A 12,709-nucleotide genomic window follows, 5' to 3' on the forward strand; every position below is an offset into this window, starting at 1 on the left:
AAGGCGGCCCCCGCATCGTGGTTCATGCGGCCAGCGCCGCTTCGAAGTGTGCCGCGATCGCGCAGACCCGTTCGTCCGCGCCCTTGCGCCCGACGATCTGCAAGCCGGCCTTCAATGGCGAACCGGCGAGCGGCAGCGGCAGGCTGAGCGCGGGATGGCCGCTCAGGTTGAACGGCCGGATCAGCGACGACATCGCGATCACCGATACGCCGTCGCGGGCCTGCTGCAGCGTGATCGGCAGCGCGGGCAGCGTCGGCAGCACCAGCACGTCCGCGTGTTCGAGCGCGGCATCGACCTGCGCGGCGAAGCGTGCGCGCACGGCCTCGGCTTCCTTCAATGCCGCAGGCGCGGTCGTTGCGGCCGCACGCAATCGTGCATCGAGATCGGCGCCGAGTTTGCCGGTCGCGACCAGATGGCCGAACGCGCGCGACGTTTCCCCGTTGATCACGGTGAGCCCCGCAGCGAACGCGGCCGGCATTGCATCGAGCACGACGGTGTGCGAGCGCAGGCCCGATGCACGAACGGCCGCGTCGAGCGCGGCGGCGATCGCCGGATCGGCTTCCACGGCGAGTCGAGCGACCGTGCAGCCTTCAACGGAGGCGGTCGCCTGCGCGCGATCGAAGCCCGGTGCGATCGCGGCCATCACATCGACGAGCGTGCGGATGTCGCGGGCGAACGGCCCGACGCAATCGAGCGTGGTTTCCGCAGGCGCGACGCCGCGCCGCGACACACGCCCGAACGTGGGCTTGAGCCCAGCCACGCCGCAGCAGGCGGCCGGCCCGCGAATCGAGCCGCCGGTATCGGTGCCGAGCGCCGCATCGACAGTGCGCAGCCCGACGAGCGACGCGGAGCCGCTCGACGAGCCGCCCGGAATGCGTGAGGCGTCCTGCGGATTGACGGGCGTGCCCGTGTAGTCGTTGATGCCGGTCATGCCGAACGCGAGCTCGTGCATGTTCGCCTTGCCGGCGATCTGCCAGCCGGCGTCGAGCAGCAGGCGGACCACGTCCGCGTGGCGTACGGCGGGCGGCGCGTCGGCGAGCGCGCGGCTCGCCGCGCGGGTCGGATGGCCAGCGATATCGATCGTGTCCTTGATCGCGATCGTCGGGCCCGGGCCGCCGAGCGTGAAAGTGTCGATGAAGCCTGTCATGGTCGGTATCGTGCGAAAGCGGCGGGAAACATCAGGACCGTGGCGCGGCGGCGAGCGGCCACGGGCCGTCGAGCACGCGTTCGGTGCGGAAATGGCGGATCAGCCAGGCGGAGCCGCTGGCGGCCGGCGCGAAATCGACGGTCAGCCGCGCGGCGATCAGCTCGGCCGAGCCGTCCGCGTAGCGCGACGCCTGCAGCATCACCCAGCGGCCGCGTGCGCTTGCATGGCCGGCGCCGATCTCGATCGACTCCGACGTCAGGAAGTGCAGATTCGCCGCGAAATGCGGATCGGGCGGCAGATAGCGGCCGAGCATCGCGACGATCGCGGCGGTGCCTTCGACGCGGCCGAATTTCTTTGCATACTGCGGGCCGATGCCTTCCCACACGGCGTCGGTCGTGAACAGTTCGGCCAGTGACGGGCCCGCGCCCGCATCGCCGGGTACGTCGCACAGCGCCATGTACCGCGTGATCGTCGCGCGCACCGCGCGCTCGGCGTCGAGCGCCGCGACGCGCCGCGCGAGCGAGTCGATCGCGGCGGGTGTCAGGTCGCTCATCGCGCGCCTCACGCCGCCGGCTTCGCGGCCGGCGGCACGCTCAGCGCGCGGCCGACGCGCGCCTCGATCTTGCCGTAGCGCCACAGGTTGTATTCGCCGACGGGCGTCGTGCGGTACAGGTTGCACACCGCGACCGCCGTGTCGAAATCGGCGACGTCGGCCATGATGTAGAACGTCCATGGCGCGCCGTCGGCCTGGCCGACCACGAGGCGGTCGTCGTCCATCACGCCGAGCACGCGCACGCCGGGCATCGCCTCGACGGCCGCGAGCATCGCGCCGTACGCCTGCCACACTTCGCCGATCCGCTCGCGCGGCAGGTCGAAGAAATTCTGCGACACGCCGCAGCAGAACAGCACGCGCAGCGGCAGCGGATTCGAATCGGACATATCGGGTTCTCCAGAGGAATCGGTTGGATGCATGATCCGGCCGGCGAGCGCGCTCCGGATCCGGTTTCATGCGTATGCATCGAGGTTGCGGTCGATGCCGGTCACAGATAGCCGGGAAACGGCGTGACGCCGGTGAACACCGCGCCCGCGCCGTCGAAGTTGCCTTCGCCGAGAAACGCGTGCTGCGTGACGACCATCGCATCGCGCAGCAGCCGCTGTAACGGATGCGTGCGATAGATCGCCGCCGTGCCGCCGAGGCGGTACGCGCGTTCGACGACGCTCGCGCCTTCGCGCGCGATCTGCGTGGCCGCGAGCCGCAGCAGGCTGACCTGGTCGGGCGTCACCGGATTGCCGGCAAGGATCGATTGCCACACGGTATCGGTCGCGTCGTAGAAGAACGCGCGTGCCGAGCGCAGTTGCGCTTCGGCCTTCGCGAGCTCGATGCGGAAGTACGCGCGATCGGCGAGACGCGGCGCGCCGGTCGTCGTCTGGCGGCCGCCCGACATCCGGTTCACGACGTCGAGCGCCGCGCGCGCGAGGCCGAGGTTGACGACGGCCAGCACCTGCGCCGCATACGCGACGGTCGGGTAGCGGTACAGCGGCTCGTCGACCGTCGCCTCGCCGCCGCGCACGAAGGTCCACGCCTCGGGCACGAAGCGGTCGTTCACGCGCAGGTCGTGGCTGCCGGTGCCCTGCATGCCGACCACGCTCCAGTTCTCGACGATCTCGACGTCGGCGGCGCGGAACACGGCCGTGCGCGGCTTGTTGGGCGCCGCGTCCCGCACGCCCGGCACGGCGATGCCGACGCCGAGCCAGTCGGCGCCCTTGCAGCCGCTCGCGAATTTCCACGTGCCGTCCACGCGCCAGCCGCCCGGAGCGTCCTGCGCGGGCTGCACCGGAAACAGGCCGCCCGCGAACACCTGATCGGGGCCGCTCGCGTACAGCTCGGCCTGCGTGTCGAGCGGCAGCGCGGCGAGGTAGACGTTCGCGGAGCCGAAGCTCGCGACCCACGCGGCCGAGCCGTCGGCGGTCGCGATCCGTTCGATCATGTCGAGGAACGCGGTCGGCGCGAGCGCGTCGCCGCCGAAGCGGCGCGGCGTGCCCGCGCGATAGATGCCGGCCTGCTTGAACAGCGCGATCACGTCGCGCGGCACGTGCGACAGCCGGTCGAATTCGTCGCGGCGGGCGGCGACGGTTTCGATCACCGCGTCGAGCGGCGACAACTGCCCGGCCGCGGGACGGGCCGCGGGCGGCGAAGGCGGCGCGGATTCGATGGCGAGGGCGGCTTGCGGCATGAAAGTCTCCTGGGGATGGGGGCGATGTCGGCGTCGGTTGCTGGAGCAAGACGATGCAACCAGTCTAGAAACGCCGAAAACACGCAGCAATTGGTGCGTTGGGCCGCCTGACCGGTGACGCTCCGTGCCGGCCTAAAGAAATCTTCAGATGCGATCGGCGCGCGCCGGTGCTATGTTGGGTTTCCCGTCGCGCGATGCGGCGCGCCTTTCTTCGAATCCGATCATGAGTTTTCCCGACGAAGACGATTTCCACCGGCTGCTCGACGCGCTGACCACGTGCGTGCTGCTGCACGACGCGCAGACCAAGGCGATCGTGTGGGCGAATCGCGCCGCGTGCATCGCGCTCGGTTTTTCCGTCGAGGAATTGCTGCCGCTGAAGGCGCCGGACATGACGCGCCCCGAGCCGAAGTACCGGCGCGAGATCGCGGTGAGCGCGTGGGATCGCGCGCTCGTCGACGGGCCGCAGGTGTACGAATGGTGTTATCGATCGCGTACGGGCGTCGACATGCTGTCCGAGGCCACCGCGACCTACGTGCCGCTGCGCGGGCGCGACGTCGTGATGGTGCAGTTTCGCGACATCAGCGCGGAAGAGGCGGTGCGCCAGCAATTGCGCCGCTACGAGGCGCGGCTGCGCGAGTTCATGCAGGATCTCGACGAAGGGATCGCGGTCGTGACGCCGCACGGCGGCGTGCAGTTCATCAGCGAGTCGGGCCGCCGCGTGCTCGGGCTCGCGCCCGGCGAACCGCTCGGCGAGGTGCTCGACTACTGCGCCGAAGCCGATCGCGACCGGCTCGTAGCGCAGTTGCGCGATGCACCGTCGGCGCATCCGTCCGCGCCGCAGCGCTACCGGATCGTGCGGCGCGACGGCTCGGCATGCTGGCTGCGCATCCTGTGCCGGCAGGTCGAGATCGAAGGCGATCTCGACGGGCTGCTCGTGCAGTTCCGCGACGTGAGCGACGAAGTCGCGATCGAGGACGCGCGGCGCGCCGAGGCGCGGATGCTCGAATACGCGGGCCGTTACAACGCGATGGGCGAGATGGCGACCGTGATCGCGCACGAGTTGAGCCAGCCGCTCGCGGCCGTGCGCAATTTCATCGAAGGCGCGCTGCGACGGCTGAACGGCAACGGCGCCGTCGACGACGCGATCTGGGGGCTGCGCAGCGCGGACCGACAGGCCGAGCACGCGGCGCTGATCATCAAGAGCGTGCGCGAGTTCATCGTGAAGCGCGAGCCGGTCGTCGCGCGGGCCGACCTGCGCGACATCCTCGCGGACGTCGCGTACTTCATCGAGCTGCGCGCGAAGGAGGCCGGCGTGACGGTCGCGATCGTGCAGGCCGACACACCGCTGCCGATCCGTTGCGAGCGCGTGCTGATCGGGCAGGTGATCCTGAATCTCGCGTTCAATGCGATCGAGGCATTCGCCAGTTGCGAGCGCGTGCCGCGCACGCTGACGCTCGGCACCGCGAACGTGGCCGGCCAGGCGGAGTTGCGTGCGGTCGACAATGGCCCGGGCATCGAGGCCGGCGCGCACGAGCGGCTGTTCGACGGCTTCTCGTCGTCGAAGGCCGGCGGCAACGGAATCGGGTTGTCGCTGTGCAAGAGCATCGTCACGCGCCACGGCGGGCGGATCGCCGCGAGCGCGGCCGCGGGCGGCGGGCTCGACTGCCGCGTCACGTTGCCGCTCGCCGATGGTTGAGCGCAACCGCGGCGGCGCGTCGTGGCGGGGCGGCGGCGCACGGCGCATCGTCAACGCCCCAGCGCCCGCGCGGTCTGGCCGCCGATGCCGAAGTCGGTGTTCGGAATGTCCTTGATGATCACGCGCGTCGCCTGCAGCGGCGCGTCGAGCACGTTCGCGCCCGCGTCGGACAGCGCGGCGATCAGCGCGCGCTTCTGCTCGTCGGTTCGGCCGGCGATCAGGATCGCGACGATCACCGGCAGCGACGGCGGCGCGCCGTCCGCGGCGCTGCGGCCGCCGAGGCCGATATGCGTCGCGGGCAGTTCGGTGAGCAGCACGCGCACCGATTCGATCGGTGCGCCGATCGCGTCGACGGTCGCACCGGTCAGTCTCGCGATCAGCTCGGCCTTGCGCGCATCGTCATGGCCGGCCGGCAGGAAAACTTCGAGTGTGGGCATGATGGCTCGGAAAGGTGAAGGTGACCGGTTCACCTTTGCGCGTGCAGCGGTGAACCGGCCACGGCTTACAGCAGGAAGCCGATCGCGCTGAGCGCTTCGGTCGAGTCGATCAGGCGCACGACCTTCTCCGCGATCCGCATCTCGCCGTCGGCATCGACGTGCAGTTTGTGCGTGACGTCGGCCGCGAACAGCGTCGCGGCACCGCGCTTGTACGCGACGACGACCTGCGCCGATTTCAGTTCGACGGTGTCGGCGCTGCCGCTTTCCAGCGTGAAGCGCGATACGGTGCGCACGGTGCGCGCCGCGTCGGTGGCCGACGCCGAATAGCCGGACACCATCCGCTGCACGCGCTTCTCGCGCATGTCGTGGTCGTCGAACACGTAGTTCAGCGTCGCCGCGAAATCGGTCGTGTCGGGATCGATCGGCACCACGTAGTGGCCGGCCGGGTCCCACAGGTCGAGCCATGCGCGATAGTCGCGGCGGTCGAGCATCTCGGCTTCGCGCCACACGAATTCGACCGCGCGGGCGAAGGTCTGCTCGGAAAAGAGGGCGTTGCGGTCGTCCATCACTGTTGCTCCATCATCTTGCGCCACTGCTGGTAGGCCTCGCGCATGCCGGTTTCGTCGGTCGCATGCGCGGTCTTTTCGCCGTTCGCGGCGGTAATTTCACGGTTCAGCCCGCGATTCACGAGGATCGGCACGTCGGGGCCCGCATGCGCGCCGCGCTGCACGCGCTCCCAGGCTTCCGCGTCGTCGGGGCTGCCGAAGCCGAACGGGCCCTGGAAGTGTTCGTGAATGCGCAGGCGCTCGCGGTTCGCTTCGTCGGGGCCGCCGTCCATCGCGAGCGCGACGTGGCGGATCTCGGTTTCGTTCGCGGAGATCGGCCGCAGCACGCGGAAGAACGCCATCGACAGCGCGAGGTTCGGGAACAGGTTCAGGTTGAAGCCGACGCCCATCAGCGAGCGCACGATGCGGCGCACTTCGTCCGGCGCGTGGCGCTCGGCGAGCTTCGCCGCGAGCGGCGCGAAGCGTTCGGGCAGCGGGGCGCCGTCGTCCGCGTCGAGATCGATCAGATCGGGCATCAGCACCGCGAGGCTGTGGCCGTTGCCGAGCGCGCGGCAGAACGCGTCCTCGCTCGTCATGAAGCGCGTGATCGCGGCGGCCGTTTCGTCGTCGATCGATTTCATCCACGACTTGTGCACGACCGGGAAGTGGTAGAGGTCGGTGGTGTTCTCGAGCTGGATCTTCCAGTTGCCCTTGAACCTGAACTTGTGCTCGCCGTTCGCCTTGATCGGGTAGCCGGCGCCCTGTTTCATGAACAGGTCGATCCACGGCTTCGCGCCGCCGAGGAAATCCTCGAGCGGCTCGATCGCGTCGTTGAAGCTCGCGAAGATCAACCCCTGGTACACGCCGACGCGCAGCTTCACGAGCGGCAGGTCGCCCTTGTCGCACACGCCTTCGTAGCCGTCGCCGTACGGCAGCGCGCGCAGCGTGCCGTCGAGCGCGTACGACCAGCTGTGATACGGGCACGTGAAGCCCTTCGCGTTGCCCTTGTGCGCTTCGCACACGGTCGCGCCGCGATGGCGGCAGCGGTTCTGCAGCACGTTGATCTCGCCGGTCTTGTCGCGCACGACGATCACCGGCTGGCGGCCGATCGTCGTCGTGATGAAGTCGCCCGGGTTCGGCAGTTCGCTTTCGTGCGCGACCCAGATCCAGGTGCGGTAGAAGATCCGGTCGAGCTCGGCTTCGAACAGCGCGGGGTCGTGGTACATCGCGGGCGCGATGCGGTCGGGCTGCGCGAGACCGTGCAACGCACGGGTGTCGATCGTCTGGTAGGCAATGTCGCTCATCGTCGTCGTGGGGAAAGAGTCGCGAAAATCGGGCCGCGCCGGGCGCAGCGTCCGGAGATCAGTCTCGTCTTCTGCTACATATCGGTCAAATTGATCTAAAATCGATGATCAAATAAATACGGCAAATGATGGAGGTCACGATGACATCGGTCGATCATCTCGATCTGAACCTGTTGCGCGTATTCCAGGCGATCGTCGAGGAACGCAGCCTGACGAAGGCCGGCGAGCGGCTTGCGCTGTCGCAGCCGGCCGTCAGCTATTCGCTCGGCCGGCTGCGCACGCTGTTCGACGATCCGCTGTTCGTGCGCACGCGCGCCGGCATGCAGCCGACGCCGGTCGCGCTGGAGCTCGCCGGCATCGTCGGCAAGGCGCTCGACATGGTGCGCGTCGCGCTGCGCTACGCGGAGCGCTTCGATCCGGCCACCAGCACGCGCACGTTCCGGCTGTCGCTGTCGGATGCGGGCGAGATGGCGTACCTGCCGGCGATCTGCCGGGCGCTGCGCGAGCGCGCGCCCCGCGTGACGCTCAGCGTGCAGCCGCTGCCGGTGGAGGAGATCGAGGAAGCGCTGCGCGCGAGCCGGCTCGACTTCGCGATCGGCAACCTGCCGGAGTTGATGCCGCGCACGCGTCATCAGGTGCTGTTCGAGGAAACCTACGTGTGCATGACGGGGCGCAGGCGCGGGCTGCCGACGGCCGCCGCGCTGAGTCTCGAGCAGTTCGTGCGCGCCGCGCACGTGAACGTGAAATCGGTCGAGCACAGCCACCACGCGCTCGACGATGCGTTGCGCGCGCAAGGCGTGGGCCGCAACATCGCGCTCGAGGTGCCGCACTTCGTCGCGCTGCCGAGCGTGCTGTCGGTCACCGATCTGTATGCGACGCTGCCGAAGCGGCTCGCGCGGATCCTGAACCGCGACAACGCGTTCCGGCTGTATGAGCTGCCGGTCACGCTGCCGCCCGCGCCGGTGACGATGCACTGGCACGAGCACTTCCACGAGGACGAGGGCAACGCATGGATGCGCGCGCTGCTCGCCGAGATCGTCGAGCGTTTCGACGAATGACGATCGGGCCGGTGCGAGATGGGCGGCGGCCGCGTGTCGCCGGCGCCGGCCTATCCCGACCTGCAGCGCATCGGTGCGTCAGCCGATCGGCAGATCGCGATGCGCCAGCGCGCCCCCGCGCATCAGAGATCGAGCACGAGCACGGGCGAGCGCGCACGCGACACGCAGCAGCAGATCACCGTGTTGCTCGCGCGCTCGGCCTTGCTCAGGCAGTGATCGCGATGATCGGGTTCGCCGTCGAGCACCGGCACCATGCAGGTGCCGCATACGCCTTCGCCGCATGACGTATCGACCTCGATGCCGATCTTCGCGAGTGCGTCGACGATCGACGTATCGGGTGCGACGCGCACCGATTGGCCGCTGCGTTGCAGGCGCACTTCGAAGCCCTCCGCCGCGGCGTCATCCGCGGCGGTGACGGCCGCCGACGGTTCCGCCGCGAAGCGTTCGAGATGAATCGCGTCTTCCGGAACGCGCGTGACCGCGGCGGCGACGACCGCATCCATGAACGGCCCGGGGCCGCACGTATAGACATGCGCGCTCGAGTCGATCGACTCCATGCAGCGGCCGAGTTCGGCCGCGAGCGTATCGGGCTCGACGCCGTAGTGGAACGTCACGTGCGATGCGAACGGCTCGGCCGACAATTCATCGACGAAGGCCGCGTGGTCGCGGCTGCGCGCGAAGTAATGCAACCGGTAGCGTGCGCCGCGCCGGTTCAGCGCATACGCCATCGACAGAAGCGGCGTGATGCCGATGCCGGCTGCGACCAGCACGTGCTCGCTCGCGGCATCGGTCAAGCGAAACAGGTTGCGCGGCGTGCCGATCGACAACTCGGCGCCGACGCTCACGTCGTCGTGCAGCGAACGCGAGCCGCCGCGCGAGTGCGTTTCCTTCTTCACCGCGAACAGGTAGCTGCGGCGCTCGTCGGGGTTGCCGCACAGCGAGTATTGCCGCGTGATGCCGGACGGCGCGGTGACGTCGATATGGGCGCCGGGTTCGTACGCGTCGAACGGCTGGCCGTCGACGCGCGAGATCCGGAAACAGCGGATGTCCTGCGCCGCGTCGATCAGCGCGTCGATCCGGACCTGGTGGCGGTTCGCTTGCATGGGAAATTCCGTGGGGTAGAGAAAAGCGGCGCGGCCGAGCCCGCGCCGGCATGCAATCGAGAATAGGGATGGGCATCGCATAAATCAAATCGATTAAAAATCGATGTTGGAATAAGCGGGATGGATGATGGTGGGCGTGCCGATTGTCGCCGGTCGGCGTGGCGGCGCTCGCGCGGCCGGTACACCGACCATGCGATCGGTGAACCGCGTGGCTTCAGCGAACGGCGATGACGTTGCCGCCGTCGACGGCCGCGTCAGCCGAAGCCGATGTCGCCGCATGACCGCGTTCGCGTTCGAGGCTGCGGCGATAGCGGCGGCACCCTGCGGCGAGCAGCAGCGCGGCCAGCGTGGCTGCCGCGACGTTGACGATCGACATCGAATGGCCGACCGCGGCCGGCGCGCCGAACACGCGATCGGTGAACAGCGCGACGACGGTCGTGCCGATCCCGAGCGCGATCAGGTTCGACACGAGCAGGAACAGCGCGGAGATCTGCGCGCGCATCTGGTTCGGCGCGAGCGTTTGCATCGCGGCGGTCGACGTCGGCATCGGGAACGATGCGAAGAACATCGCGACGACCAGCATCGCGAGCGACGCGGGCAGGCTGTCGATCTGCGTGAACAGCGTCGCGGGAATCACCATGCACGCGGCGCCGATCGCGCCGGCACGCATCGGCGCATCGCTTCGGCCGCGCCGCAGCAGCCAGTCGTTGAGCCAGCCGCCGCAGAACACGCCGGCCGTGTTCGCGGCCAGCAGCACGATGCCGAGCGTGTAGCCGGCTTCGACGGCCGTCATCCCGAAGTGGCGGATATAGAACGCGGGCGTCCAGCTCAGCAGGCAGTACAGCGTCATCGCATAGAACGAGAAGCCGAGGTAGTGGCACGCGAAGGTCGCGCGATGCGCGCCGACGAAGCGCAGCGAATCGCGCATCGACACGCGCCGCACGGCGCCCGAGCGATCCTGCGCGAGCCCCTTGCGCTGCGGATCGCGCACGGTCGCGGCGAACAGCAGCGCAACGAGGATCCCCGGCAGCCCGACGATCAGGAACGTGACCTGCCAGGCATGCACCTGCCCGACGATCGGCAGCGTGAACGCGCTCGCATGCTTGAGCAGCGCGATCACGTAGCCGCCGATCAGGAACGCGATGCCGCCGCCGATGAACGAGCCGAGCGAATACACGGCGATCGCGCGGCCGAGCTTCTCCTTCGGGAAGTAGTCGGCGAGCATCGAATACGCGCCGGGCGACAGCGCGGCCTCGCCGACACCGACGCCCATCCGCGCGACGAACATCTGCACGAAATGCTGGCTGAGCCCGCATGCGGCGGTCGCGACGCTCCACAGCGCGATGCCGAGCGAGATGATGCGCGGGCGCGCATAGCGGTCGGCGAGATACGCGACGGGCAGCCCCATCACCGCATAGAACAGCGAAAACGCGAAGCCGTTGAGCAGGCTGAACTGCGTATCGGACAGGTGCAGGTCGCGCTTGATCGGTTCGATCATCAGCACGAGGACCTGGCGGTCGACGAACGAAAAGATGTACGCGAGCATGCAGATGACGACGACATACCATTCGTACGTATAGCGCTTGCCGTCGGCAGCGCGGGCCGTGGATGCGGACATGCGGGTTCTCCAGGAGCGGGCGGTGGAAACGCGCGGCATCGGCCTCGCGGGCCGGGCGCCGTCGCGGCGCGAACGCGTGCGGGTGACACGATCGGTGACGCAGCGTAGTCGGCCAAATTCGGCCGCCATAGCCGGAGTGACAGCCGCGCCACACGGACATTTACCGACGCGGATAAAGAAAACACCGAGGCCTTGCTCGCGAGCCGCCCCGCAGCGTACGTGCGACGGGGCGCGCGCGCATCATGCGGCGCGTCTATAAGCGTTATAGAGCGCATTGCGTCGACGTCCGAAATTGTCGTTCCTAGACTCGGCCGGGTTTTGATCGGCGGCGTTCGCGTCTCAAGGCGAACGCGCTTCACACCGAGCGGCGCGATGCCGACAGGCGCCGCAACTTCTACGGGACGACGCAGATGAACCAACCGAACGGGCGGGCCGACCGGCTTGCCGTACTGCTTGCCGCGCTGCTCGCGTGCATGACGCTGCCGGCCGCCGCGCAATCGAGCGTGACGCTCTACGGCCGCATCGACACCGCGATCGAATACGCGAACGCCGGGCCGAACCACGTGACACGCATGGGCAGCGGCAACCTGTGGGCGTCGCAGTGGGGGCTGAAGGGTGTCGAGGATCTCGGCGGCGGCTACGCGACGATCTTCAAGCTCGAGGACGGCTTCAACGCGGCGAACGGTGCGTTGTCGAACAGCAGCGCGCTGTTCGGCCGCGAAGCGTGGGTCGGCATCACGGGGCCGTTCGGCGGCGTGCAGTTCGGCGAGCTCTACACGATCCTGCATACGACGCTCGTCACGTACAGCCTGCCCGGCCTCGGCGCGGGGCTCGCCTGGGGCAACGCGACCAACAACTTCGTCGGGCCCGCGTTCCTGCGCGTGCGCAACTCGATGCGCTACACGTCGCCGCGCTATGCGGGCTTCATGCTGCGCGCGATGGCCGCGCGCGGCGCCAATGGCGCGGCCGGGCAGCCGGCGACGCTCGGCGATACGTACGGCGCGGGCATCAACTACGTGCGCGGCGGGCTGTCGGTCGACGTCGACTACATGCAGCAGAAGTTCAGCCCGGTAGCCGCATCGACGCTCGGCAACACGAGCCCGGCCGCGAACGGCAGCTACGCGCTCGGCGCGATTTCGTACGACTTCAAGGTCGTGAAGGTGGCCGCGCTGTATATGCGCCATCGCGGCGGCCCCGATGTGGCGACCGCGGTCGACAGCCAGAGCGCGTATCCGCACAGCGACATCATGGAGCTCAGCGCGACGGTGCCGATCGGACGCGCGTCGCTGCTGCTGAGCGTCGGCCATTACCGGAAGGTCGCCGACAGCGACGGCAACGCCGATTCGTACGGCATCCGCTTCGACTATCCGCTGTCGAAGCGCACGGTGCTGTACACGGGCGCCGCGATGGTGCGCAACGGCGCGCATGCGCGCTTCGTCGTCAACGGCGCGGCGGGCGGCGGCGTCGCGGTCGCGAAGCCTGGCGCGACCGCGAGCTCGCTCGTCGCGGGCATCCTCACGTCGTTCTGAGCGTTTTGGCGGACCCGCGCCCTGGTGCGGGCCCGCTC

General features: G+C 68.9%; 12 protein-coding genes. 3 read left to right on the forward strand and 9 right to left on the reverse strand.

All coding sequences use genetic code 11. From position 1 onward, the window contains the following. Positions 1-22: 22 nt before the first annotated feature. The 4 genes from LGM42_RS13495 to LGM42_RS13510 all read right to left on the reverse strand — a co-directional run bounded on the left by LGM42_RS13495 (position 23) and on the right by LGM42_RS13510 (position 3,381). Positions 23-1,147: an amidase gene (locus LGM42_RS13495; RefSeq protein ID WP_226232426.1), complete on the reverse strand. Its 1,125-nt coding sequence runs from the start codon at positions 1,145-1,147 to the stop codon at positions 23-25. 31 nt (positions 1,148-1,178) lie between these two features. Beyond that, on the reverse strand, positions 1,179-1,700 hold the full coding sequence (locus tag LGM42_RS13500; RefSeq protein WP_226232427.1) for a nuclear transport factor 2 family protein: 522 nt from the start codon (positions 1,698-1,700) through the stop codon (positions 1,179-1,181). Positions 1,701-1,708: 8 nt separating this feature from the next. After that, positions 1,709-2,086: a hypothetical protein gene (locus LGM42_RS13505; protein WP_059580110.1), complete on the reverse strand. Its 378-nt coding sequence runs from the start codon at positions 2,084-2,086 to the stop codon at positions 1,709-1,711. Positions 2,087-2,187: 101 nt separating this feature from the next. Beyond that, complete coding sequence (locus LGM42_RS13510; protein WP_226232428.1) at positions 2,188-3,381, reverse strand: acyl-CoA dehydrogenase family protein; 1,194 nt, start codon at positions 3,379-3,381, stop codon at positions 2,188-2,190. A 148-nt stretch (positions 3,382-3,529) separates the two neighbouring features. On the opposite strand from LGM42_RS13510, the gene LGM42_RS13515 reads away from it, so the two are divergent. Continuing rightward, positions 3,530-5,077: a sensor histidine kinase gene (locus LGM42_RS13515; RefSeq protein WP_226232429.1), complete on the forward strand. Its 1,548-nt coding sequence runs from the start codon at positions 3,530-3,532 to the stop codon at positions 5,075-5,077. A 50-nt stretch (positions 5,078-5,127) separates the two neighbouring features. Here the strand turns inward: LGM42_RS13515 and LGM42_RS13520 are convergent, their stop codons facing one another. The 3 genes from LGM42_RS13520 to LGM42_RS13530 form a co-directional block, all read right to left on the reverse strand. Continuing rightward, positions 5,128-5,514 (reverse strand): 2-hydroxymuconate tautomerase family protein, encoded by a 387-nt coding sequence (locus tag LGM42_RS13520; RefSeq protein WP_174429285.1) that lies wholly within the window; start codon positions 5,512-5,514, stop codon positions 5,128-5,130. Between the two features lie 65 nt (positions 5,515-5,579). Further along, positions 5,580-6,083, reverse strand: coding sequence for an aromatic-ring-hydroxylating dioxygenase subunit beta (locus LGM42_RS13525; RefSeq protein ID WP_226232430.1), 504 nt, complete (start codon positions 6,081-6,083; stop codon positions 5,580-5,582). Continuing rightward, the gene (locus LGM42_RS13530) at positions 6,080-7,363 is read right to left on the reverse strand and encodes an aromatic ring-hydroxylating oxygenase subunit alpha (RefSeq protein ID WP_226232431.1); all 1,284 of its coding nucleotides are present in this window, start codon (positions 7,361-7,363) and stop codon (positions 6,080-6,082) included. The genes LGM42_RS13525 and LGM42_RS13530 overlap by 4 nt, the downstream gene beginning before the upstream one ends. Before the next feature lie 140 nt (positions 7,364-7,503). On the opposite strand from LGM42_RS13530, the gene LGM42_RS13535 reads away from it, so the two are divergent. Next, entirely contained in the window at positions 7,504-8,421 is a 918-nt protein-coding gene (locus LGM42_RS13535; RefSeq protein WP_059640556.1) for a LysR family transcriptional regulator, read from the forward strand. Between the two features lie 122 nt (positions 8,422-8,543). Here the strand turns inward: LGM42_RS13535 and LGM42_RS13540 are convergent, their stop codons facing one another. Further along, positions 8,544-9,524 (reverse strand): PDR/VanB family oxidoreductase, encoded by a 981-nt coding sequence (locus LGM42_RS13540; RefSeq protein ID WP_226232432.1) that lies wholly within the window; start codon positions 9,522-9,524, stop codon positions 8,544-8,546. A gap of 214 nt (positions 9,525-9,738) precedes the next feature. Next, positions 9,739-11,142: a spinster family MFS transporter gene (locus LGM42_RS13545; RefSeq protein ID WP_226232433.1), complete on the reverse strand. Its 1,404-nt coding sequence runs from the start codon at positions 11,140-11,142 to the stop codon at positions 9,739-9,741. A gap of 410 nt (positions 11,143-11,552) precedes the next feature. Between LGM42_RS13545 and LGM42_RS13550 the strand changes: the two genes are divergently transcribed. Continuing rightward, positions 11,553-12,671: a porin gene (locus tag LGM42_RS13550; protein WP_226232434.1), complete on the forward strand. Its 1,119-nt coding sequence runs from the start codon at positions 11,553-11,555 to the stop codon at positions 12,669-12,671. Positions 12,672-12,709 lie beyond the last annotated feature (38 nt).

Origin of the sequence: Burkholderia sp. AU39826 (assembly GCF_020419965.1) — a bacterium.
In the GTDB taxonomy this organism is placed as follows: domain Bacteria; phylum Pseudomonadota; class Gammaproteobacteria; order Burkholderiales; family Burkholderiaceae; genus Burkholderia; species Burkholderia semiarida.